20 protein-coding genes are annotated in these 24,375 nt (G+C 48.4%); 7 read left to right on the forward strand and 13 right to left on the reverse strand.

The genetic code is table 11. The features are described from left to right. Nucleotides 1-64 precede the first annotated feature (64 nt). The gene (locus N836_RS60615; protein ID WP_023074586.1) at nucleotides 65-664 is read left to right on the forward strand and encodes a GNAT family N-acetyltransferase; all 600 of its coding nucleotides are present in this window, start codon (nucleotides 65-67) and stop codon (nucleotides 662-664) included. 56 nt (nucleotides 665-720) lie between these two features. Continuing rightward, the gene (locus tag N836_RS60620) at nucleotides 721-1,713 is read left to right on the forward strand and encodes a glycerophosphodiester phosphodiesterase family protein (protein ID WP_023074587.1); all 993 of its coding nucleotides are present in this window, start codon (nucleotides 721-723) and stop codon (nucleotides 1,711-1,713) included. 81 nt (nucleotides 1,714-1,794) lie between these two features. Here the strand turns inward: N836_RS60620 and lepB are convergent, their stop codons facing one another. Both lepB and N836_RS60630 read right to left on the reverse strand, forming a co-directional pair. Then, a complete protein-coding gene (lepB, locus tag N836_RS60625; RefSeq protein ID WP_023074588.1) occupies nucleotides 1,795-2,856 on the reverse strand; it encodes a signal peptidase I in 1,062 nt (353 codons plus the stop codon). A gap of 66 nt (nucleotides 2,857-2,922) precedes the next feature. Beyond that, the gene (locus N836_RS60630) at nucleotides 2,923-4,005 is read right to left on the reverse strand and encodes an AI-2E family transporter (RefSeq protein ID WP_023074589.1); all 1,083 of its coding nucleotides are present in this window, start codon (nucleotides 4,003-4,005) and stop codon (nucleotides 2,923-2,925) included. Nucleotides 4,006-4,384: 379 nt separating this feature from the next. Between N836_RS60630 and N836_RS0138820 the strand changes: the two genes are divergently transcribed. Then, nucleotides 4,385-4,852, forward strand: coding sequence for a Crp/Fnr family transcriptional regulator (locus N836_RS0138820; RefSeq protein ID WP_023074590.1), 468 nt, complete (start codon nucleotides 4,385-4,387; stop codon nucleotides 4,850-4,852). A gap of 40 nt (nucleotides 4,853-4,892) precedes the next feature. On the opposite strand, the gene N836_RS60635 is transcribed toward N836_RS0138820, so the two are convergent. Beyond that, complete coding sequence (locus N836_RS60635) at nucleotides 4,893-5,597, reverse strand: hypothetical protein (protein ID WP_152532221.1); 705 nt, start codon at nucleotides 5,595-5,597, stop codon at nucleotides 4,893-4,895. Between the two features lie 232 nt (nucleotides 5,598-5,829). Between N836_RS60635 and N836_RS60640 the strand changes: the two genes are divergently transcribed. After that, the gene (locus N836_RS60640) at nucleotides 5,830-6,954 is read left to right on the forward strand and encodes a LuxR C-terminal-related transcriptional regulator (RefSeq protein WP_023074592.1); all 1,125 of its coding nucleotides are present in this window, start codon (nucleotides 5,830-5,832) and stop codon (nucleotides 6,952-6,954) included. Between the two features lie 27 nt (nucleotides 6,955-6,981). Here the strand turns inward: N836_RS60640 and N836_RS60645 are convergent, their stop codons facing one another. Continuing rightward, nucleotides 6,982-8,094 carry a DICT sensory domain-containing protein gene (locus N836_RS60645; protein WP_023074593.1) on the reverse strand — a complete coding sequence of 371 codons (1,113 nt, stop codon included), beginning with the start codon at nucleotides 8,092-8,094 and terminating at the stop codon, nucleotides 6,982-6,984. 727 nt (nucleotides 8,095-8,821) lie between these two features. On the opposite strand from N836_RS60645, the gene N836_RS60650 reads away from it, so the two are divergent. Both N836_RS60650 and N836_RS60655 read left to right on the forward strand, forming a co-directional pair. Then, on the forward strand, nucleotides 8,822-12,064 hold the full coding sequence (locus tag N836_RS60650) for a DEAD/DEAH box helicase (RefSeq protein WP_031293495.1): 3,243 nt from the start codon (nucleotides 8,822-8,824) through the stop codon (nucleotides 12,062-12,064). Between the two features lie 12 nt (nucleotides 12,065-12,076). After that, entirely contained in the window at nucleotides 12,077-12,913 is an 837-nt protein-coding gene (locus N836_RS60655) for an SWIM zinc finger family protein (RefSeq protein WP_023074595.1), read from the forward strand. 89 nt (nucleotides 12,914-13,002) lie between these two features. Here the strand turns inward: N836_RS60655 and N836_RS60660 are convergent, their stop codons facing one another. The 9 genes from N836_RS60660 to N836_RS60695 all read right to left on the reverse strand — a co-directional run bounded on the left by N836_RS60660 (nucleotide 13,003) and on the right by N836_RS60695 (nucleotide 22,157). Further along, nucleotides 13,003-13,446: a VOC family protein gene (locus N836_RS60660; protein ID WP_235071137.1), complete on the reverse strand. Its 444-nt coding sequence runs from the start codon at nucleotides 13,444-13,446 to the stop codon at nucleotides 13,003-13,005. Between the two features lie 226 nt (nucleotides 13,447-13,672). Then, the gene (locus N836_RS60665) at nucleotides 13,673-14,137 is read right to left on the reverse strand and encodes a glutathione peroxidase (RefSeq protein WP_023074598.1); all 465 of its coding nucleotides are present in this window, start codon (nucleotides 14,135-14,137) and stop codon (nucleotides 13,673-13,675) included. A 194-nt stretch (nucleotides 14,138-14,331) separates the two neighbouring features. Continuing rightward, on the reverse strand, nucleotides 14,332-14,544 hold the full coding sequence (locus N836_RS76045) for a hypothetical protein (protein ID WP_152532222.1): 213 nt from the start codon (nucleotides 14,542-14,544) through the stop codon (nucleotides 14,332-14,334). Nucleotides 14,545-14,697: 153 nt separating this feature from the next. Continuing rightward, nucleotides 14,698-16,290 carry an alpha/beta hydrolase gene (locus tag N836_RS60670; protein ID WP_023074599.1) on the reverse strand — a complete coding sequence of 531 codons (1,593 nt, stop codon included), beginning with the start codon at nucleotides 16,288-16,290 and terminating at the stop codon, nucleotides 14,698-14,700. A gap of 238 nt (nucleotides 16,291-16,528) precedes the next feature. Then, nucleotides 16,529-16,954: a universal stress protein gene (locus N836_RS60675; protein WP_023074600.1), complete on the reverse strand. Its 426-nt coding sequence runs from the start codon at nucleotides 16,952-16,954 to the stop codon at nucleotides 16,529-16,531. A 25-nt stretch (nucleotides 16,955-16,979) separates the two neighbouring features. Further along, the gene (locus N836_RS60680; protein ID WP_023074601.1) at nucleotides 16,980-18,539 is read right to left on the reverse strand and encodes an alanine/glycine:cation symporter family protein; all 1,560 of its coding nucleotides are present in this window, start codon (nucleotides 18,537-18,539) and stop codon (nucleotides 16,980-16,982) included. A 441-nt stretch (nucleotides 18,540-18,980) separates the two neighbouring features. Continuing rightward, entirely contained in the window at nucleotides 18,981-20,366 is a 1,386-nt protein-coding gene (locus N836_RS60685) for an aminotransferase (RefSeq protein WP_023074602.1), read from the reverse strand. Between the two features lie 292 nt (nucleotides 20,367-20,658). After that, nucleotides 20,659-21,381: a sulfite exporter TauE/SafE family protein gene (locus N836_RS60690; protein ID WP_023074603.1), complete on the reverse strand. Its 723-nt coding sequence runs from the start codon at nucleotides 21,379-21,381 to the stop codon at nucleotides 20,659-20,661. Further along, a complete protein-coding gene (locus tag N836_RS60695; RefSeq protein WP_023074604.1) occupies nucleotides 21,378-22,157 on the reverse strand; it encodes an SDR family oxidoreductase in 780 nt (259 codons plus the stop codon). Before N836_RS60695 ends, N836_RS60690 begins: the two co-directional genes overlap by 4 nt. A 1,111-nt stretch (nucleotides 22,158-23,268) precedes the next feature. Here N836_RS60695 and ald point away from each other — a divergent pair. Then, complete coding sequence (gene ald, locus N836_RS60700) at nucleotides 23,269-24,360, forward strand: alanine dehydrogenase (protein ID WP_023074605.1); 1,092 nt, start codon at nucleotides 23,269-23,271, stop codon at nucleotides 24,358-24,360. Nucleotides 24,361-24,375 lie beyond the last annotated feature (15 nt).

Raw genomic sequence — 24,375 nt, forward strand, 5'->3', positions numbered from 1 at the left:
GGCTGATTGCTTCAATACTCAACGTTCGGCTCCATGCAATTAATTCTATTGTTGATAATCTGTGATGAGTAAAGTAGCTTGGACGCTAACCATTGAAACTGAGCGTCTTATCCTTCGACCTCAAAATTCTAGCGATTATGAAGCCTGGTATGCTGGTTTTTCAAGTCGTTTGCCGCAACAATCTAAGTATGATGAAGGGCAAGTTAGCTTGAAGGGGTATGACTCTGCTTGGTTTGTCAATTTATGCGATCGCCATCAAGAACAAGCATTGAGTGATTATGCTTACATCTTTGGTGTTTTTTTGAAGCAAACTGCCCAACATCTTGGTTACGTTGATTTATCGACGATTTATCGTGCAGAAAAGCAGTGGGCAAATTTAGGCTACGGTATCCATAATCAGCATTGGAAGCAAGGATTTGGCAGTGAAGCAGTGAAAGCATTGCTGATTGCTGGGTTTGAGCATCTTGGATATCATCGCATCGAAGCGGCTATCAATCTTGATAACGCTCCTTCCATTGCGCTGGCTCAGAGTGTTGGCTTACGGAGAGAATGTGTGCGGCGAGGTTTTTACTACGAAAATGAGGAGTGGGTGGATCATGTTATCTATGTTGCGCTACCGTCTGATCTAGGTTTGGCTGACAAACCACCTGCGATCGCTATATAACAAAACCAAACATACCGATCGCAATGGAAACATGATTGTTCAGAGGATAACAAGGTATGAAGTATGCCAAAATTGTCAAACGGTCAATGCTTGTTATCCTCGGTATAGTACTCACCTTATATTTGAGTAACGCATCTTTTTTAGCCCCTCCGATTGGTTCTCAGCCTGTTTTAGTGGCGCATCGTGGGTTGGCGCAAGACTTTGATCCCACGGGCTTGACAAATGAAACCTGTACGGCTGCTCGTATGTTGCCAACGTCCCATGACTATCTGGAAAATACGATTGCTTCGATGCAAGCAGCATTCGCCTACGGAGCAGATTTTGTCGAGTTCGATGTTCACCCGACGACCGATGGACACTTTGCTGTCTTCCATGACTGGACAGTAGATTGCCGCACCAACGGAACGGGTGTTACCCGAGAGCAAACACTTGCAAGTCTGCAATCTCTAGATATCGGTTACGGCTATACCGCTGATGGTGGCAAGACCTACCCATTTCGTGGCAAAGGAGTCGGTTTAATGCCATCTTTGGATGAGGTACTGACCATGTTTCCAACTCGCAATCTAATCATTAATATCAAAAGTAACGATCCACAAGAAGGTGAGCTTTTGGCTGAACGATTAGCTCTACTTTCTCCAGAGCATCAAAAGAAAATCATGGTTTATGGCGGGGAACATCCTGTCAGCGTTATTCGAGAGCGTCTGCCCCTCATTCAAACACTCTGGATACGTCGACTTAAACAATGCTTTGTTCGATATGCTGCCTTTGGCTGGCTGGGATATGTTCCTGCTACCTGTAAGCAAAGCATGTTAATGATTCCAAGTAACTACACATCTTGGCTATGGGGATGGCCAAATCGATTCCTGCAGCGAATGGCCACAGTCGACACCAATGTATTTTTGCTGGCTAATTATCAGGGAGAAGGATTTTCGCAAGGACTTGATGATCTTAAACGCATTCGAGATCTCCCCGAGGACTATTCAGGGGGCATTTGGACTGATCGCATTGATTTGGTAGGACCAGCCGTAAAGGGGAGTAAGATTGAGTAGTGTTATGCAGGTCGCAAAAGGTTAATTTGGGCAATGGGGAGATTCATCTATTCAGTCTTGAATCAGGGCCTTCTCGCCAATCTATTCCAGTGGCTGCACCCGCTCGGGTGGCCAGTAGATTTTGTAGGCTGCACCTAGAATGTTGGCGTCAGGAACAGCCCCCCAAATATGGGAATCATAGCTGTTGTTGCGGTTATCACCTAACACAAAATAACTGTTTGCAGGCACTGTTTCAGGCCCCCACTCATAGGCAGGTGTTGCTTGAGTATAAGTTTCTGTAAGCGGACGATCGTCGACATAAACACGCCCCTCTCTAACGGTAATCTGTTGACCTGGCAAGCCGATTACACGCTTCACATATAACAGATCTTTGGTCTTCTCTTTTTCAGGCAGGTCACGCAGGGCTACAGCAGGCGGGGTAAATACGACAATGTCGCCAGTGCTCGGGCGATAGGTCTGATTACGCCGGACAAAGAGGCGATCGTCAACCTGTAACGTCGGGACCATCGAATCACTGGGCACAATACATTGCTCAACGGCCTGCTGAATCCAACCGGGTGTTAAACTTAAGGACAGTCGAACCACCAAGAGACCGACAACAAGCAGTGCGATCGCATCCGATTTAGGTCTGATTCGATGGGGAAAACTGACGTACACGTGATAACAGCTCAGGGCCCAAATCAGCGGTGGAATAGGAATCAACTGGGGAATGGAATTCGCAAGCCAAGCTGTCAAGAGTCCTGTGCCAAGAAATATCCCACCAGCCAAGGCCTGCTGTAAATACAAATGTCCTAATCCAGGTAGCAGCTGCGATAAAAAAACGGCATACCAGGGATCGAACCTGCCCTGAGGTACAGAAATCCGGGTTGCGTATCCCGGTTGGGTGCCGCGATAGGCATCCAAAATACTAAAGCTATACACAAGCAGGAAACATGCTATCGTCCAGAATCCCCACATAGTTTGGCCATTTGCCCCAAAAATGGACCAAGCAGCATAGCCAATCATCACCACTGTGATCAGGACCAGGCTAATGCCCTTGATCCAGAAAGCACTGTATAGCTGTCCTAGCCCTGGAAATACCAGCGAATAGTTTACCGCTAGCCAGGGGTCCAGGTGATTTATTGACCGAAAGGATAGTTTCATTAATGCAAATGCAGCGGACACTTGAAAATCACTGGTATCGCCAACAAGAATCAAGTAACAACAAAATCAAGCCTTAGTCATCAGGCTAAGACTTAACGACTCAGTATCATCTGAGCTGCGCATCATGTCGCCAATGCGCTTAATAAAGCTAGCCGTGGGGACTGCCAACAGCAGCCCCAGAAAACCAGCTACTTTTGCGCCTACTAATACCGCAATCAGCACCACTGCTGGATTCACCCCCGTCATTCCGCCAATCAGACGAGGAGCCACTACGTTCTCATTGATTTGCCCCAGAATAATAGCTGCAACCAACACCTTTAAACCTAACCACAGGCTTTGAAAGGCTAGTAATCCACTCACTAACACAATGCTGACCGTCCCCCCAAAGGGAATCACGCTAAAGAGGCCGATGACGACACCAAATAACAAACCAAAGGGAATCTGCAACAGGGTAAATGCCACCGACAGCACAGTTCCTAACAATGATGCAATGATGGCCTGACCCGCAAAATAATTTTGTAAGCTGGGCTGCAATGCAGCCTGAATGCGATCGCGCCACACCGTCGGTAACCAGCTCAGCAATCCCCGCCACAAATCAGGGCCAAAAATCACCAGCAAAATGCACAGAATTAGCGTAATCAGAAGGTTTACCGTACTGCTAATGGTTTCCACGGTAAGACTAATTAACTGACTCGTTAAAGACTTTAATGCCGTGGACGTTTGTTGGATGAGCTGAGCAGAGAGATCGCTTAAATCCACTGGTAGATTCTGCATCACACCCTGATTGTCGAGAAACTGAATCTGCTCTTCAATCTTGTTGAGCCAAACCGGCAAGCGATTAGCAAACTCCACCAGCTGTTGAAAAATCAATGGACCTAAAATCAAGCTAATGATACTGACGGCAACCAGCGCTGATACCAGCACTAGCGTAATTGCCCAGCCTCGGCCTAGTCCTTTATTTTCTAGAAAAACAACAGGAAATTCCAGCAAAAAGGCAAGTAGACTGGCAAGGATCACAATGCTAGTAATCGGCTGGAAATATTCAAATAGCAGAACTATCAACCAACCATCGATAAAAATCAGGGGTAAGATGAGCCCAAACTTAAGCCAGCCTGGTAGTTTCAGTTCCGACAGCATATGCAGAGCCATACCTTAGGGTTACCATCAGCCATCATAGCGAATGGTTAGTAGCCTTGAAATGACGCAGAAATCCATAGTTTTTTTAGCAATTGCTGATTTATTAAGTGAATAGACAAAACTATCCATTAATCCGGGCTATTTCCATAGGAACCGCTCCGCGCACGACTCCGCGGTTCGGCTGAGCGTTCGACTGAGCGATTCGGCTGAGCTCACCGTCGAAGCCTCACCGCCGAAGCCTCAGCCCTCATTTCCCTAATACCGCTGGTTGAGCGGAGTCGGAACCAGCGTTCGGCTGTCTATTTAGGATGAGCCGATCTTCATTGCTATTTGACAGCCCTTGACAGTCAAAGCCATCTTTAGAATCAGCAATGCCGTTTTCTAGTACCCAATGGCAGAAATTTGGCAGCTATTTCATCCACCCATCCACCCATCAACATCAGGCTGTAAAATGCACTGGAACTATTCCGTTGAGGACTGCGATCAAAGCAAGATGATGAAAACCATCAATCTCTTTAACCATCCCGCTGACTTCATTACAGTTGATGCTGGCACCACTATCTTTGAACAGGGTCAAGCCACTGACTCCATGTACGTTTTGATAGAAGGTAAAGTTGTTATCAAACGAGATCACCAGGAACTGGTTATAGTCACGGCGGGTAATCTGATCGGTGAAATGGCAATTTTAGAAAATCGCCCTCACTTTGCCAGTGCTGTTGCCCAAACAACCTGCCAACTGTTACCAATTGAGCGCAAACGATTTCAATTTCTGGTGGAACAAACACCAAATTTTGCGTTTGACGTGATGGAAATGATGGCAGAACGGCTGCATCAGATGAATGTCAGAATGGCAAGCTAGGGGCGCGACAGCTCTCTCCTACCTAGGGAAAAGCTGACCATTAATTCTGGTAGCTACTAGATAGGTCCAGGGAGCGCTGCTGCCTCAACATATTGCACATAGACCACCAGATAACGCTCACCCCTACCATTTCAAACCCTTCCTCAAAGGCCACTTCTATCAACCAGGCAGTCCCATATAAAAAATTAGATACACTCTCAAAACCAACGGCCCCTGTGAGCAAGATCCCCATGCCGACAGTCAGCAGTCTCAGATTGGCACGATAGTTGATCAGTTCTTTTCTCAATCTATAAATCCACAACAGAAAAAATATTATAAAAGGAATGCCGATAACAAACATCCATATACCTGTTTCATGAAAGGGGGTGTTGGCCCGATCGCCTCCCGGCAAGAACATATCAATGTATTTACTCATCTGCTCATGTAGCCGGGCTCCCTCATCAATGCCCATGGCTAGAAAAACAGTTGGCAATCCCAAAATAGCCAGGGAGATTTGACCTTTAGCCATTCTTCTGTAGACAAACAGCGCAGCCAACACAGCAACCCCTAGGTATTTGAAGACTGAATACCAGGAAGCAATACTGCCCTCAGAGTCAAGATTCCAAAGGTAATAGGGCTCAACAAATGAGGCGATGAGCAGATGAGTGACCACATACACAAAACAGAACAACAAGTCCAGTGACAGCAAAATAGTAACGGAACGCGGTACTTGCCTGTGGTTAAAAATTGTCTTGGATATTTGCATAAAAGCCCTCTTGCCTGTGCCCGTCACTAACGGTTTGGCGCGATTTGAGTCAAACAAGGTATGTATTTTAAAACACATTCTAGCTTAGTGTCTCGTCAATTCAAGCCTTGAAAGGGCGATCTCGCGTCAGCAGATATTCCTTCAGAAATGATTATTATCTTCTGGTTCAATCTGTGGTTAAAGCTACTATTGCGATGGCAAACCTCAGATATAGTTAAAAACTGTCGGTACTATGGCTACTGTTTTGCCTAATCTTGCATCCCATGATTTGGATGTCTCACGGCTTTTGTTTGATCTCAAGCGGTGTGGTGAGTTGGTGAGCAAATTTACCGGCTGGTTGGACCCAGATGTAATCGCAACTTACGTTACCAACGGTCTGATCGAACAGTTTGGCTGTGCCTTTACCCGTATCTGGCTAGTGGAGCCTGACCGCCGGGCTCTGCGGCTTGTGGCATCATCAGGGCTTTACACCAGATTAGACGGCGACTTTGCTAGGGTACCGATGGGGGCCTTTAAGGTGGGCAAAATCGCCCAGCACTGCATTCCATTTTTAAGCAACTGTCTACCCGATGAAGACTGGGTTAAGGATCGCGATTGGGCCATTGCTAATAATATTCAGGGGTTTGCCGGGTTACCGCTGATGGCCGATGACCAGGCAATTGGCGTGTTGGCCATCTTTAGCCATCGTCCTATGGCTCCTGAATTTTTAGAGGTGCTGCAAATTCTCAGTTTATCGGTGGCAGGGGCATTGGCCAGTGCGGTCAATCATCAGGCTGTCTTACAAACCCCAGAGCAGGCCCATTTGTCAGAACAGATGGCAGCTCTTTTGGGGAGACAGCGACTGAGTTTGCTAGGAACAGAACAGCCATTGGCGCTACCGGTCACTCAGCTCCTGCTACAGATGGCTAATCAGTTGGTCGAACTGTCTTGCCAATATTGTCGTCTAGTTTATGACACAGATACGGTTGTTTTAGAAGCCATGTTAGCCGCCGATCCGACTCAGCCTTGGGGTGAGCAGGCACTCACTGAAATTTTCCACGATATTTTAGTGAGTGGTCAGGTGTTAGATGCCGAATTTCAAACCCATACGGGTCCAGATATGGCCCAGGTACGGCTGCGTTTACCCCAACAGGTGACTGCACCGCAGCCGCTGAAAACCGTCTCTCCGCTATCTGAACGTGAACAGGAGGTGATGCAATTGCTGGCTCAAGGTCATCGCGATCGCGACATTGCAGAACAACTCTATATCAGCGAGAGAACCGTCAAATTTCACGCCAAGAATATGCTTGAAAAGCTAGGCGTTCGCACCCGGATTCAAGCCATATTCGAAGCCACCCAAAAGGGCTGGCTCAAGTAGTCCGGCTGGATATTATTCACAAACGCGCTAGACCATTTCCATTGCATCGGTGACCGTCCTACCGTTCATAGCCCCAGTATTTTTCTGGCTAGGCTTATGGGTTTTAATCAGAATCTGCTCAAATTGAACTGCAATGATTTTTGCAATGGCCATTAACGTCTTAGCATCCTCATCATTCCACTGATTGGGCTCAGGGGCTCCCACCGCAACAGCACCTACAATTTTGCGGCATATAATCGGAGCCGCAATTAATGATTTGGCAGTTGGCATCAGCACATCCACCTCAGCTCGCTGATTCGTATCTCGAATCTGCACCAAACGACTCTGACACATGGCATATCCGCTGATGCCCTGGCCTAATGAAATCTTTCGGCCTTTACCATTGGCTTCTCCCACCAGTACTGGCACCGTGTAAGATTCGTTGTCGAGCTTAAATGAAATTGCCACACCCGCAGCTCCAAACATCGACTGTAAGGACACAGCAGCGCTTTGCAACAACTTAGACGGGCTGCTGGATGACATCTCTGCAATCGTGTAGAGTGTCCGCAACTGTTGCCAACGACGTTGACTCACTTTATCAGTTTGCTCAATCAGCCCCAGCATGCGGCTGTTAATTTCAGCAATATGCATATACTGCTCACTGTAGCGACGTTCTGACACTGGTCGATACATGGACTCCATCACCTGGGACATGAGTAACCCAATGCGATTAATCACAGCCTCGTCATAGGACCAGAGACCATCATAATTACGGACGCCACCAGCGGACTTCGCTTCCACTTCTTGGGCGACGAGGGTAGCCCAAAATTCAGGAGTATCAACAAACAAAAACCATTCTTGCGCCAGGGCGGACGTCGGGCTCAGTTCAATAAACTCTACCCCTTGAATTGAAGGCGGCTCACAATCTGGAATCCCAAAGACATAAACACGCCGACAAATAGCTCCTAAGCGACTGTAGCGACGCATCTGCTCAGGAAAGTTTGAAAAGCGCTGAAAACCTGCATAAAAATCAACTGCTAGCTGGTGTTGCAGAATCTGATCTTCAATCTGCTGGCTGATAACGTTCATCATTTCAACCGAGCGCGTGAACCGCAGAGTATCGTATTGCCCCGCAATTGAGCGATAGAGAGAAATATCCATTGATTAAAATGCAGGCTAGACCTACCGATAGACAAACCTAATAATCCAACAAACGCTTTAGCATGGCTAGACTACTTTAAAGTGGTCAAAACCATTACAGAACAAGTCATCGACATCACCGTAACTGTCCCACCGATACCGTTGGCTTCGACTTTGCTCAGCCAACACTCCCAGCCGACGTCCCCTGAGCGAAGTCGGTGGGGACGCTTACACATCACCAAAGTTTACCAACTGCTGATATAGACAATGTCAATATCAACGTACACCCTGCTATCCAAACTATTTAAAGCCCTGGTCGCAAATCGAATTAAACCTGATTGATGTCCTTAAAGACTGGCAAACCTACCATTCTTTAACAATCTAGATCTCGCCAGAATTGCTCTTAAAACAGAAGATTAATCACAGATATATTGCCCAGCTTTAGTGACTCAAACTAAATGCAAGAAAATGCTCATACCAAAAATTCAGGTTTAACGAATAACGCTATTACTAATTATTACAATAATAGCGTGTTTGGACTGTTAAAGATACTTTTTTGCATATCTGCTGTGATTTGAACGTATTTCTTAGGCATCTATCAAAATTATGTAGCAACGAACACGCTTACACTGGAGCAAAGGGTCCATGCTGTCTCTGTGACAGACTGTAACAGAGACAAATCTTATCAACACCTAAACACGGTAGGATAGGCGCTAACTTGGGCTATCTCTACATTCCGCGACTTGCCATGCAGATTCTTCACGGCACCTGGATTCCTGAATCTGGGACTGACTTTATTCAAGCGGGTTCATTTTACCTGTGGGTCGAGACCACCGAAACAAAACCATCGCAGCAAGACGAGCAACGCCACCCTCAACAGTTAGATGCGGCAGATTTGGCCAACTTGCTCTCCAATGAGTTTAAGCTGCAATCTACTGACCAATATCCGTTAGAAGACTGGATTGAGCCCTGTTATTTCCTATTGCCAACCGTTGATAATCAGCCCCTGCCATCCCTGGAACTATCGCGCTACCTGGAGATAGAGCTGCCTGATGTCTTTAAGTTTGAGTACTGGCAAATCGATTGTTGTCCGATTCCAGGTGCAGCCACGGTTAAAAGCAAGGCAGGTCCCAATTCTGTTATCCCCCTACTAAACGAGCTTCATTTTCTGACGCTGCATAATTTGAGCGAGATCCAGCTGGGGGCAGACCTGTTGTTTTGGTTTCACTTTACCCAGACCTTAAAACGGACAATCTTCAAAGATCAATATATTCCGGCTCTAAAATATCGAGCCCTGGAACCGGTTAAACCCAGAGGGACTGCTAAAAAGTCTTCAAAAGCGAAAGCAAAAGCGCAAGGAAACGAGCCGTCACCCAGCCAATTTGAGGTCTATGGAGGCTGGGAGTTTATTGGTGAAGAGTATGAGTCTATCTTGAAGCAATATGTGGAGTATATGCCCCTCATGTGTGCAGCAGGATTTGCTGAACCTGCCACAAAACCGGAGTTCTTTGATCGATTATCTCTCCTGCGGCACTTCTCTGAATGCTTGCTGACTGAAGTTGTTGCCCATACTCAGTTTACAAAAGCATTTGAAAACACTATTACGGACTCGGTTCTCACTGACTGCCTATATCTGGATGTTTGGCCCCAGGCTGAAGGATTGGAACAGTATCAGCAATGGCAAGCCTGGCGCGATCGCATCGTCCGTACCCAAACTGAGCAGCCTTTTTACCTGTACTTTCATCTCCAGGACCCGTTCAAACCACAAGATCCCTGGCAGCTACAGTTTCAAGTTGCTCCCAAAGATGATCCATCCCTCAAAGTCCCCCTGGATGCCTACTGGCAGATGCGACCCAAGCAACAAAAACAGGTCAAAGAGCACCTGGGGGGAGAGTTTGAACAAAACCTATTGCTCAACCTGGGCTACGCCGCCCGGATTTATCCTGCCCTCTGGCAGGGAATGGAAACCGACCAGCCCGTTGGGATTCATCTCACTCTAGATGCGGCATTTGCCTTTCTCAAAGAGTCCGCCTGGGTACTAGAAAATGCAGGCTATAAGGTGATTGTGCCTGCCTGGTGGACCCCTAAAGGGCGACAGCGTACCAAGGTAAGGTTAAGGGCCAGGGGTAAGTCGCTGGCGGGGGGTGACGACAAATCTAAACGCTATTTCTCTCTGACTAGTCTGGTGGAGTATCAATATGAGCTGGCCATTGGCGAAGAAAAGGTAACAGAACAGGAATGGCACCAGTTGGTTAATGCGAAGACACCGCTGGTTAAGTTTCGTGGTCAGTGGATGGAGCTAGACCAGGACAAAATGCAGCAGATGCTGGAATTTTGGAAAACTCATCAGGAAGAGAATCCGGAGCTGTCGCTGCTGGACTTTATGAAACTGACAGCGGGAAATGAGGAAGTGGAGGTGGAGTGCGATCGCAAAGACACCCTGGCCGATATGCTGACTAAGCTGGGCGACAAAAGCCAGCTGCAGCCGGTGGACAACCCAGATACCTTCCAGGGACAGCTGCGGGAATACCAAAAACGAGGGGTTTCCTGGCTACAGTATCTAGAACAGCTGGGTCTCAATGGCTGTCTGGCCGATGACATGGGTCTGGGTAAAACCGTTCAGGTGATTGCCCGCATGGTGCAGGAGCGAGAACCCGCTCCAAAAAAAGGCCGCAAAAAGAAAACCACAAACGCAGTCAAACTGCCTCCAACGCTGCTGATTGCCCCCACCTCTGTGGTCGGCAACTGGCTCCACGAGATTCACAAGTTTGCTCCCCAGATCAAGGCAACGGTACACCATGGCAGCAATCGTGCCAAGGACGCCAAAACCTTCAAAAAGGCCTGCCGGGAGCATGACATCTTGATCACATCTTTTGCTCTGGCCCGTAAAGATGCCAAACTGTTTAACACCATTGAGTGGCATCGGATTGTGCTGGATGAAGCCCAGAATATCAAGAACCCCAAAGCCGCGCTGACTAAGGCCATTTGCAAGTTCTCTGCGCCCCATCGCCTGGCCCTCACTGGCACCCCCATTGAAAACCGCTTGCTAGATCTTTGGTCTATCTTTAACTTTTTAAATCCAGGCTATCTAGGTAATCAGGCCCAGTTTCGCAAGAGTTTTGAGGTACCCATTCAGAAAAGTAACAGCCTGCGGCAGTCGGCCACGCTGAAAAAGCTGGTGGAACCGTTCATTCTGCGCCGGGTAAAAACAGACCAATCAATTATTAAAGACCTGCCGGATAAGGTGGAGCAAAAACTGTTTTGTAATCTCACCAAGGAGCAGGCATCACTGTATGAAGCCGTGGTCAAAGATGTGGAAAATCAGCTGGAGGAAGCAGAAGGAATTCAGCGTAAGGGCCTGATCTTGGCCACCCTAACCAAGCTCAAGCAGGTGTGTAATCATCCCAGACAATTTTTACAGGATGATAGCGATTTTACAGCGGTGCGATCGCACAAGCTGACTCGGCTCACAGAGATGATCGAAGAAGCCAGATCGGAACGAGACAGTCTCCTAGTGTTTACCCAATTTACTGAACTAGGAGCCGCCCTGGAAAAATATGTCCGTCACACATTTCACTGCAACACCTACTATCTCCACGGCGGCACATCGCGGAAAAAACGCGAGACCATGATCGCCGAGTTTCAAGACCCAGAAACTGAGCCATCAGTATTTATATTGTCCCTCAAAGCTGGCGGTGTCGGCATTACCCTGACCAAAGCCAACCATGTTTTCCACTTCGACCGCTGGTGGAACCCATCCGTAGAAGATCAAGCAACCGATCGTGCCTTCCGGATTGGCCAGAAGAAAAATGTGTTTGTCCATAAGTTTGTAGCCATTGGCACCCTGGAAGAACGCATTGACGAAATGATCGAGGATAAGAAAAAGCTAGCCGGGTCGATTGTTGGGTCAGATGAATCGTGGTTAACGGAGTTAGATAACAATGCATTTAAGCAGCTAATTTCATTGAATAAGAGCGCCATTATGGAGTGAGGAGGTAGCATTATGAGTCAATTTAGCCGCAGCTGGTGGGGCAAAAAATTTATTGAGGCCATCGAGAAGCTCACCGATGCAGGGCGACTCAGCCGAGGACGCTCCTATGCCAGGGGTAATAAAGTCAAGAGCTTCGACATCGAAGGTAATCTGGTCACAGCCCAGGTTCGGGGTTCAGTGAATCCTTACTTTGGGGTATATAAGGAACCGCTCTACTTGACAACGATTGAGTTTAAGCCTCTGAGTAAAGCGAAGTGGTCAGAAGCCATTGCCCTAATTTCATCAAAGGCAAGTTTAATTTCTCGATTATTACTCAATGAAATTCCCGACAACATTGAAGATACCTTTCATCAACTTAATCTCAACTTGTTGCCAGGTAGTCGGAAAGACTTTATCACTAGCTGCTCCTGCCCAGACTACAGCAATCCTTGTAAGCATATTGCTGGGGTCTACTATCTAGTAGCAGCAGAGCTGGATCAAGACCCGTTTTTGTTATTTGAGCTACGAGGACTATCGCGGGAGGATCTGTTAAAAGAGCTGGCCAAATCTCCATTAGGGCAAGCACTGTCAGCCGAACTACAGTTAGAACAAGAACCTCCCCAACCAGTCGAGTCTTACTATGCACCGCTGGAGCTAGAAAGGATATCTGCTAAAACCACCAAACTACGAGAGTTTTGGCAGGGGGCAAAACGGCTCCCTCAGACCATTGAAGCCCCACCAGATAATCCAGTATCAGCCATCCCTGTCAAGACACAAGGGGACTTTCCAGCCTTCTGGGATAGAGATAACTCATTTATTGAGGCCATGGAGACCCTTTATGAGCAGGTTAAAACTAAGGGACAGTTTTGATAGAAACCAACAGTCTGCTGTGCCTAAACCCACCCATCATAGAGACGATGCATCTATTGCAGTGCTGAGACTATCCGCACCAGTCGTATTCACCGACTCAGGGCCACCCCTGACGACGAGTCGTATACCCTAGAACTATCTTCGAAGGATTTAAATTCTAAGGGATTGCCGCTAAAGTCGAGCACAAACATTGTTGCCTGCTGAGCCGGTTGGCCTGTATAGCGGTCTTGAGGCTTAACAATAAAATCCATCCCGGCTGCTTCTAGTTTCTGTTGTACATACTTAAACTGGGCTTTACTTAACAAACAGCCAAAGTGAGGCACAGGCACTGAGATACCGTCTACATCACCACAATAATCTACGTGGGTATCCACTTTGCCAACGTGGGCAGACAGCTGATTACCAAAAAAGTCAAAATCAATCCAGCTATCGGTTGAACGACCTTCTCGACAGCCTAAAATATCTCCATAAAATCTTCTGGTACTATCGAGATCTTTCACCTTAAATGCATAGTGAAAACTGTTGTTCATCATAAATGTCCCCAGTGATGGAGACTACATTTTATACCAAACAGTCCGGCTCCTTCTGCTTGCTCTTACCCCCAGGTGCGTCCTACTGACAAGTGCTTGCCAGCCGACACCTACTTAAAACCCCTCTATCCTTTACAGGACAAAGGGGCTGACAATCTAATTCAAGATTTAAACACCTGGGCCATCAAGCCTTGATAGGTTGAGATCAACGGGCGTCTGATGCCCAAACTTAGCCCAGGGCTTTCTCAATGGCAGCCTTGAGTTCAGAGTCATCAGGAGGGGTCTGGGGCTCAAAGCGAGCCACAACTTCGCCATCACGACCGACTACAAACTTACCAAAGTTCCAGGCAATGTCTTCGCCGTCGCCAACTAGAAACTGATAGAGGGGGCTCCGGCTGGGACCGTTGACGTCCTGCTTTTCTAGCAGGGTAAAGTCAACATCGTACTTGGTCTTGGTGAAGTCCTTAATTTCATCGGGGGTGCCGGGCTCCTGGGAACCAAACTGGTTGCAGGGCACGCCGACAACGACCAGCCCTTTAGCGCCATATGCCTTATCCAGCTCTACCAAGCCGCCGTACTGAGGGGTCAAACCACAGGCGCTGGCAACGTTAACGAATAGTACAACTTTATTTGCGATCGCATCAGGAGACAGGGGGCTGCCATCCAGAGTCGCTAGATTAGTGGGTACAGGCATAAGTATGGATTAACGTTTTTGACAACGCTTTCTATTATCAACCATCCTTGCTCTGAGGTGTACCCAGTCTGCTCATAAGCTAGGGCTCAGAATTTTATCAGATCCCAAAATGTAAGCTCCAAAAATGTTGTCTGCAGAGGCGTTCCATGGAATGGCTGTAGGGCAAAAGATAGAACCTCATTGCATCCTCATTCTTAGGAAGTTGGAAGAACAAAATCATCAGTACAGTTATCAAGGGTCATCCCCAAATCGTCTGCCGAACAGGATGCAGCCGCCCTCAAGATAGACATTGAACAACTGGCCGCCTGCAAACAGCCGGTCCCGGTGCCATAGACAGAGCGGATCGAGAACAACCCGCCCACCAGGATAGCCATCAGCAACGAACGTAGCCAGAGAGATTTACACATAGGGATACGTGAGACACACAACTAATTTGTTTGATTTGTTTAAAATCTAGGTTGATTCACAAAAACTACCATCAGAGAAAATGCGGAAATGAGGCTGAAGCTGGCTTGAGGCCCTAGTCAGCTTCAGCATAAGTACTTAAAACTGGAGATTGATTATGGCTCGGCTTGGCCCTGGGGTGTCAAGTTTTGCATGACGCTTAACGGTAATGACGCTTGACTGAGATGTTGAGCGTATCCAGCTTGCAAAAATTGGCCATAGTCTGACTGTTGTCCCACATGGGTTTGCATAAACGCCAGGCCCAAAGCTTTTAGATACTGGCGGGCCAGGGTTGGATCTGGCCCCGATAGTTCATTGGCTAAGTCGGCAAACGCTGTGTAATTGTGGCTGCCTCCCTGGATCAGCCCTAGATACGTCTCCGCTGGGGTGAGCCAGGCAAAGGGCTGGATTTGTTCGGTCAGGGCCGGGGCAATCGGGTCGGCGCTACCGCTAATCATAAAGACCGGGGTGCGCACCTGACTGAGCCCAGTCTCACCGAATACCAGGCTAGTAAAGGGATTAAATACAAAGGCTGCTTTGATCCGCTCATCCTGCAGGGGCTGTTCAAACTGACTTTGTAGCGCCAGACACTGGAGTGGGATTGAAACGTTTACAGAATTGGTGAGCTCATTGGCGCAGCGGGTTTCTAACTGTTCGATGTTGAGTTGAGCCCCGGTCAGGGCCAGGGCCGTATATCCCCCAAAGGAATGCCCCATGACGCCGATCTTGTCGAGGTCCAATCGGCTGGCCAGCTGACCCTGATTATGGGTTTCCAGGTAGTCAAGCAGATAGGAAACATCCTGGGGACGATCTACAAATTCGTTGGCGGCCATAGATGCGGAGGCATTACCGGCTACCAAATTTTTGAGTTGCTGCAGATTGCTGCCGGGATGTTCGATGGCGGCAACGGCGATGCCATGGCTGGCCAGGTGCTGGGCGATGTCCACAAAGTTAGTGCGGCTGCCGCCAAATCCGTGGGAAATGACGACTAAAGGGTTTGGGCCGCTACTCTTGGGCAAATATAAATCTACGGGCAATGGGCGATCGCGATCGGAGTCGTATAGCTCCAACTCCTGGGTCTGCCAGAATAGGGTGCCGGGCTGGGTGAGGTTAGGCAGCTGGCTAAAATCAATCGGCTCAGCAGCAGCGAGTTCAGTCTGTACCTGGGTTTGTAGGGTTGCGATCGCGGCCTCGGTTTCCTCCAGCAGGTCTACCACCGTATCCACCACATCTAAGATTTTGACTGAATTAATCCGTAGTGTCGGCGTTGGAAAGCGACGCATCACATTCAGCAACGTCAGACCTTCCTCATCAGCTGCCGCCAAAATCAGCGCCCCCCGCAGCCCTCGCGCCCCATTTTGTCGCGCCTGGGTTTGGATGACATCGCCCAATCTCTCCAGCCAGAGTTCTCCCAAAGGAGCATATAGCATTTGAGACAAGGTCACAGAACTGACATCTAGGGGAGTGGTCAAGATCTCTCGAAAATCATCACGCTCATCATCATTGAGAAAATCAAGATAAAACGCTAACTCGTCATCAATCTGATTCTCATAGGCGTAGTCTTCTAAAGACGACACCGAAACCGATAGCTCCAGTAATCCATAAGACAGAGTGACACTGTCTGCCGCTAGAACAGACGTTCCGAGTACAAAGGGAATAGCACTGCCTAAGCCCAGTACTACATTCCGAAACCAGCCAGGTGCTTTCATTTTTGCCGATATAACGTAACTGTAAAACTAAAAAAATTGGGCCAGGGCACCCTTCGTTCAGTGGACAGATAAAAAAGCGGCCAGGTTGAGACCATCAGTCCCACAAAAATCTATAGCTCTTGAGTCAGTGAGGTTATTTAGCCTAAATCCTCAAAAAAATACATAGGGCCAGCCGGACAGTGACCCTATGCATTAAGTTAATTGTGCTAAATTCTCCTAGTCAACCCGATGGCTGCATTTACTTAAGAATCAGCACAGGGCAGTGAGACAAGCGTACTACTTGCTCAGCGACAGACCCCAATAGAAAGCGGCTGACACCTTTGCGGCCATGGGACGGCATAATAATTAAGTCGGCATCAATTGTCTGGGCATAGTCCACAATTTTTGATGTGGTATCCCCAATCACGACCTCAATGTGAATGGTGCCATAGCCTAGCTCGTTAAGCTTATGGCGGGTGAAAAGTCGCACCTTCTGTTTGCGATCGTCATCACTGACTGTATCCCACATAGCGGCTGGATCAGCCGGATGGAGTGGGGCCAGCACATGAATCAGTTTTAGGGATGAAATGTCTTCAACTAGTTCCTTAGCCGGTTCCAAAGCCTGATAAGAAAGGTCTGAAAAATCAATGGGGATAAGAACAGATTTTCGTTTAAGCCAGCTCATCGCAGTTACCTCCACTTTTTTTCACTTACTTAAAGACAGTTTCTTGGAGCGCTTGAGGAGATGGCGTCATCTCTCCTGACTTCAGGCGAGTCATATAGCTAGTCAGTTCTCTAGCAATCAGCCCAGACATCAAAAAGCACCCGAGGAGATTAGGTAAGGACATCGCCAGGGCCATGATATCGCTAAAATCCAGGATCGGCCCCAGGTTCACTACCGCACCTACAAATACACAGAACAGAAAAATACCCTTATAGATGTTAACGGTGCGATCGCCAAACAAAAAGGCCCAGGATTGTTGTCCATAATAGCTCCAGGAAATCATAGTCGATAGAGCAAACAAAAATCCGGCAACAGCAATTACATAGGGAAACCAGCTAATCACAGTTTCAAAGGAGGCTGCCGATAGCTGGGCTCCGTTGAGGTCGGCGGCGGTGGGATCGGCATATACCCCAGTGAGAACAATCACCAGAGCCGTGAGATTACAAATGAACATTGTGTCAATAAAGGGCTCTAACAAGGCGACAATCCCTTCTCGAATCGGTTCATCTGTTTTGGCAGCAGAATGGGCAATGGCGGCTGACCCTAAACCCGCTTCGTTGGAGAAGGCGGCCCGCTGAAAGCCGATGACTAGCGCCCCCACCGCGCCTCCAGCGACAGCTTCTGGACTAAAAGCGGTAACAATGATGGTGCCAATTGCACTGGGCACCTCCGGCAGTTTTACTAGCATCACCCAGAAACAGGCAAGGGCATAAATGACAGCCATGGCGGGCACCAGGACACCGGCAACAGCCCCAATCCGCTCAATGCCACCCAAAATCACCAGGCCCACAATCAAGGCGAGAACAATACCAAACAGCCAGCTAAAGCCATTTAAGACGGGCAAGACATTGGAGACCGCTGCAAATGCTTGATTGGCCTGGAACATGTTGCCAATCCCTAAGCTGCCGATGGCACAAAAGACCGCAAAAATGACCGCCAAGGCTTTCCCCACAGGGGCCATGCCCATGGCCGATAGACCGCGCGAGAGATAATACATGGGACCACCACCCACGGTGCCATCCGGCTTGATCACCCGATATTTTTGTCCCAGGGTACATTCGGCAAATTTACTGGACATGCCTAAGAAGCCAGCCATGGTCATCCAAAAGGCTGCCCCTGGCCCCCCTAAGCGGATTGCGATCGCAACCCCGGCGATATTACCAATTCCCACCGTGCCCGACAGGGCTGCTGCCAGTGCCTGAAAGTGAGACACATCCCCCTCATCTTCTTCGCTGTCATATTTGCCCTGCACTACATCAATGGCATGTTTAAAGGCACGAATGTTGATAAAGTTAAGACGAAAGGTAAAAAAGATCGCCCCAATTACCAACCAAAGCACAATAAACGGCATGCCATTTTCGCCGCCAACTTTGAAGTAGAAGATCAAATTGAGCACATCTACTACGCTCTGTACACCAGCTTCAATGGCCCCTAGGAAACCTGTAGGAGCGGCGGCGTCCTGGGCAAAGGCAACCTGGGGTAGAAAAACCAGCAAAAAGGCTAGACCGTAAAGATAATATTTCAATCGAAACAGCGGTTTTTTCATGGATATTGACTCCTAATAAGAGAGATAGTTGAGCAAACTGATGGTCATGTCCCCTGGGTTAAAAAAGGTTCAGTGAGAACTTTGACCGATTGCAGGTATAATGGAATTGCTGCAGATTTTTCTCTTTTTAAAAAAGAGAGTTCGATTTATTTGGGTAAAATCTTGCCCTAAAAATCAACTGGGTAGCTCAAGCTGACGTTGGGTTTGGCACCCAGCGCTGTCGAGAACTATTTGCTAAAGCGAAAATTTAACTATGAAGCCCTAAATATAGGACTTTTGCAAATCTCTCACCCACCTTGAGGTGGGTTTGTTTCGATTAGTCTTGTGATTTGAGTCCAAGGCGAGATAGTGCTACCTCGCCTTGGATAAGTTACGAGCTAAATGGATAAGGTTAGGGACAAAAATCTGACCATAGAGACTTCAGAGACTTTCTAGACAACTTCAGGAACTCGGTAAGGCCAACACGGCATCGCAGAGTGTGTCGGCCAGGCCATCGGCCTCCTCACGACTCATCACCAACGGTGGGGCCAGAATCAGCACATTAGTAAACCCAGGAATCGTATTGGTGTTGCGGCCAATGATCACCTGCTTATCCATGCAGTAGCGAGGGATTGAAGCAACCGCATCGCTCTCCAGGGGAACTTTGCTGAGCTTGTCTTTTACCAGCTCCACACCCAGCAACAGACCTTTGCCTCGGACATCCCCCACGTTAGGATGGTCCAGCAATCGCTGCAGCTTGCCCAGCAGATACTCACCCATCTCAGCGGCTCGCTCACACAGATTTTCTCGTTCTAAAATTTCGATACTTCTCAGACCGACAGCAGTGCAGACAGGGCTACCGCCGTAGGTAGTAATATGACGAAAATGGCTGTCGCTGCCAGGCTCATCTAAAAAGGCTTCGAAGATGGACTGTTTTACAACTGTGGCGGAGAGGGGCATATAGCCACTGGTCAGCCCTTTGGCAAAGGTGATAATGTCGGGCTCCACACCCCAGTGCTGATGGCCAAACATCTGCCCGGTGCGGCCAAAGCCATTGACGACTTCATCGTAGATTAAGAGAATGCCAGTGCGATCGCAAATCTCTCGAACGCCGCGCAAATACCCCTCCGGTGGCACAATCACCCCACCGCCTGAGATAATCGGCTCCACAATTACAGCAGCCACAGACTCAGCCCCTTCATAGAGAATGGTCTGTTCTAGTTCTCTTAGACAGGCGGCATTGTAGACATCCTCCGGCTGACCATCGCCAAACCGATAATAGTAAGGCGGGCTCACATGGAAAAATCCCGGTACCAAAGGCTCATACTTAAGTTTGCGTTCAGCCTGTGCCGTGGCACTTAAGGCCCCCATGGTATGACCATGATACCCCCGATAGCGAGAGATAATTTTATAGCGTGGACCGGAGCCCGCTGGTGCTGTTTGAGCATGGTACTGACGGGCAATCTTAAAGGCTGTTTCATTCGCCTCTGAACCACTGGTAGAGAAAAACACTTTCCCCTCATAGCCCAGTAGTTCTAAAAGTTTATGGGCCAGACGAATCCCCGGCTCATGACTCATGGTCAGCGGGAAGTAGGCCAGATCAACCATCTGTTCATAGGCGACTTCTGCCAGCTCCTGACGACCATAGCCAATATTGACACACCATAACCCCGAGATACCATCAAAGTACTCGACTCCGTCGGCATCAGTCACATGACAGCCCACCCCTCGGGTCATACACTTGGGGGGCTTTTGGGAAAATGGTTTGTGCTGGACTAACGGATGCCACAGTGATTCAGCATCCATCTTTCCTAAATTAGTTTCTTCTGGACTCAAACTAGCAAACATCAACAATGATTCCTAAAGCGAACGAGGATTTTGCAAGAGGCCAATTAATCTGTTTATCGTGAAGCGAATTTATCCAATGCTGCCAACACAATAAAAGCAATCAAAAGCTCTCTTCTGTATATTTACGCACGATTCAATAAAATCTTGTTATTAAAGTTATTAAGAAAAGCCAAGTCTAACCCAGACTAAATTATGCAGGAGTATGAATATTTTATGACACCAAAAATGAACAGCAAAACTGAAAGCCTCTTGGCAAAACCTTTGCTGTCTTTGAGTAAGAATAGTTATCTACTTACAGATAAATTCCAGAAATAATCAGCCGTACTCCAATTATCGACAATAAAACAGTGATGATTTTTCTAAAAATATTTGGATCAAACCGCTTTGCTAAAACAACTCCCCCATACAGGCCCAAGAGCAACCCCGGTACTGTCATCATGAATTGGTGGATAATATCCGGCGAGATTCGATTCTGAAAACCATGTCCCAAAACAACAATGGCCACACTCATGCCAAAAAAACTGGTGAGGTTACCCTTAAAGGTTTCCTGAGACCAGCGTTGACTACTACCATATAGAATGACAGGGGGACCGGGAAGATTGAAGCTACCCAGCAAAATACCCGAGAGAAAGCCTGCACCATAGATCCATCGTCTGGACTTCAAAACAGGTATCACCGGACTGACTAAAGAATATAGGCCATAGGCAACGATGATGGCCCCCAAGGTAATCAGCATCAGGGCCGTAGGCAAATAATCCAGGGCAAGAAAACCGATGGGAATGCCTAAAACTGCCCCTAGCAACAAACTAGTGACAACTTTACGGTCAAACGCCTTTCGGTAGTAAATAGACAGGATCAGGTTGTTAGTAAATGTAGTTAACGCTACCAGAGGTGCTGCCGTCTGAATACTGGTTAACCCAGACAAAATTGGCATTGCCACCAGGGCAAATCCAAACCCTGTAGCCCCCTGGACAAATGCGGCTGCAAACGTAGTAACAACAATGATCAATATCATACCGATCCCCGATGCACATGGGCGACAGACGACTGATCGGTGGGCATGACAAAAATTTCACTAATATTGACGTGGGCGGGTCGAGTTACCGCAAACAAAATGGTGTCGGCAATGTCATCAGGGGTGAGCGGCGTCATGCCTGTGTAGACAGATTTGGCCTTGGTGTCATCCCCTCTAAATCGCACATTACTAAACTCGGTTTCCACTAAACCCGGTTCGATATTCGTGACTCTCACCGGGGTGCCGAGGAGGTCTATTTTTAACCCTTCAGACAATGCTTTGACAGCCGCTTTAGTGGCACAGTAGACGCTGCCACCGGCGTAGGTCTGTCGGGCAGCAATTGAGCCAATATTCACCACATGGCCGTGGCCTTGCGCTACCATACCGGGAACCACGGCACGGGTGACATACAACAGTCCTTTAATATTCGTATCAATCATTTCCTCCCAATCTTGAACAGAAGATTCATACTGCTTTTCTAACCCTCGACTGAGTCCAGCATTGTTAATCAGCACATCAATTGCTTTCCAGGCAGCAGGTAGCCCTGCAATGGCGGTCATCACAGCCTGGCGATCTTGCACATCTACACACAGCAGCAAGGTCCGGGTCTGATAGTTGGTTTGCAATTCGTCGGCTAGGGCTTGCAGCTTCTCTTTACGTCGGGCGGCCAGAATCAGTCGAGCACCAGCCTGGGCCAAAAATCGGGCACAGGAGGTACCAATACCACTGCTAGCACCAGTAATGAGAATGCATTTATCGGTTAACGATGTTGCCATAGAAAAACACTCCTAATGTTGGACTAAATTTCACACCTAATCTCACACCTACGACGGGCTTTCAAGCCTTGTCTGATCAAATGGAGGATTGTCGACTCAAAAAGACGAGAAAACTGATGGTCTTGGGATCGGTCTGCACCCACCAGCTCTAGCCAGTGGGTTTAAGCAGCTGAAACGCCGTTGCTGATTTGGAGGATGCACCGATCGGGCAGAAAGGCCATTCACCTGCATCTTGTAGATGAAATCATCCCGAGGATCAGCAACGGCCAGCGACATGCAATCCCTTGCAGACAGTCTCTCAGCCCGGCACTCCTGGGAATAAACCCTGTCCGGGATGATTCAAATTGTTCTATAGCCTGGTCTAAGCAATGCTCCCCAGGCTAACCCCAAGCATTTCCCCATCCAGGCATACTTGGCATTAGCCGAACTTAACCGATTAATCCGCCCCACACGTTCGGACTTGATCAGCTTAAGCCCCAGACAAATCATCCAGGCATAGGAACACTATCAACCAATGAGAACAGGTAACCTTTAAGGCACTGACTTTAAGTCAGCTCTCCTTCGGTAAAATTTACTGTCTAAAGCTACCTCAAACTTTTCGCAGTTCTGGTCAGGAATACCCTTAGCTCAAAATTGCAGGTGGCCCATTATCCACCAGCGGCCTTGACGCTAAGGCTATCTCAGGTCATGTCGGCTTACACAAGCACCCCGGCATAGGGCGAACCAACGCCGTTCCATTTGAGCAAATGCTTATGGAGCCGCCCCTCTTTGATGTTCAAATTAGAGGGCTCATGACTCGGACTTAGAAAGGAAAAGTAGATAGGTAGCACCGACATCTTTTGGGGCCTATGTAGCGAGTCTTTAATGTAGCAACCCTAGCAAGGGGTCACTGTGATTTTTGTATCATAGTCTACTGACTTGATGTTTTTTACCATTTGTTACCAACAGCCTACAAAAGCTATTGATTAATCATCAGAATTAGTGCTAACGTTCATTTCATCAATATTGAATGAGAACAGGTGGCTTTCCCCACACACCCATCTTGTTCCTCAGAAAACATGGCGACAACAACAACAGAACACTGTCTTAACTGATAGGAGATTATTTTTTTATGAGAATTGGACTGCCTCAGGAGATTAAGGATCAAGAGTTTCGAGTGGGCTTAACCCCTGCCAGTGTGCAAGCCCTTGCTCAAAGAGGGCATCAGGTGGTAGTTGAGGAAAATGCAGGGCGCGGGGCTGGGTTTACCAATGGGGATTATGCCACCGCCGGGGCAACGCTGGTGTCAGATCCTGCGATCGCATGGTCCCAGGACATGGTGGTCAAGGTAAAAGAACCCCAGTCCTCTGAGTATGGCTATTTCCGCGATGACTTACTGCTGTTTACCTACCTGCACTTAGCCGCAGAACCAGCATTGACCGAGGCGTTGATGGCCAGTGGAGTCAGTGCGATCGCCTATGAGACGGTCATGAGTGCCGATGGCAAACTGCCACTGCTCACCCCCATGAGCATTATTGCCGGTCGCTTAGCCGTACAGTTTGGCGCTCGCTATCTAGAAAAGCAGCAAGGCGGACGCGGTGTTCTTCTCGGCGGCGTTCCGGGTGTACAACCAGGCCGTGTGGTGATTTTAGGCGGCGGCATTGTCGGGACAGAAGCGGCACGAATTGCCGTCGGCCTGGGGGCTCAGGTTCAAATCTTAGATATCAATCTCGATCGTCTCTCCTACTTAGAAACTCTGTTTGGCTCTCGCGTTGAGCTGCTCTACAGCACATCCGCTCAAATCGAGCGGGTTGTTCCCGAGGCTGATTTACTGATTGGGGCCGTCCTCATCCCCGGTCGCAAAGCACCGACGCTAGTCAACAAAGCCCTGGTCGCCCAAATGCGTCCCGGTTCAGTCATCATTGATGTGGCCGTAGACCAGGGTGGCTGTATTGAAACCTTACGTCCCACCTCCCACACCCAGCCCACCTATATGGAATCAGGGGTTGTTCACTTTGGTGTGCCCAATATGCCGGGGGCCGCTCCCTGGACAGCGACCCAGGCACTCAACAACAGCACCCTACCCTATGTCCTAAAGCTGGCGGATCAGGGAGAGGACGCCTTGAACAAAGATGCCGCTTTGGCCCAGGGGTTAAATGTGGCCAGGGGCAAAATTGTTCATCCCGCTGTGCAGGAGGCTTTTCCCGTGATGGTGCCCGCCTGAGCACAGCCCTATCCC

The organism is Leptolyngbya sp. Heron Island J, assembly GCF_000482245.1.
GTDB lineage: Bacteria > Cyanobacteriota > Cyanobacteriia > Phormidesmidales > Phormidesmidaceae > Leptothoe.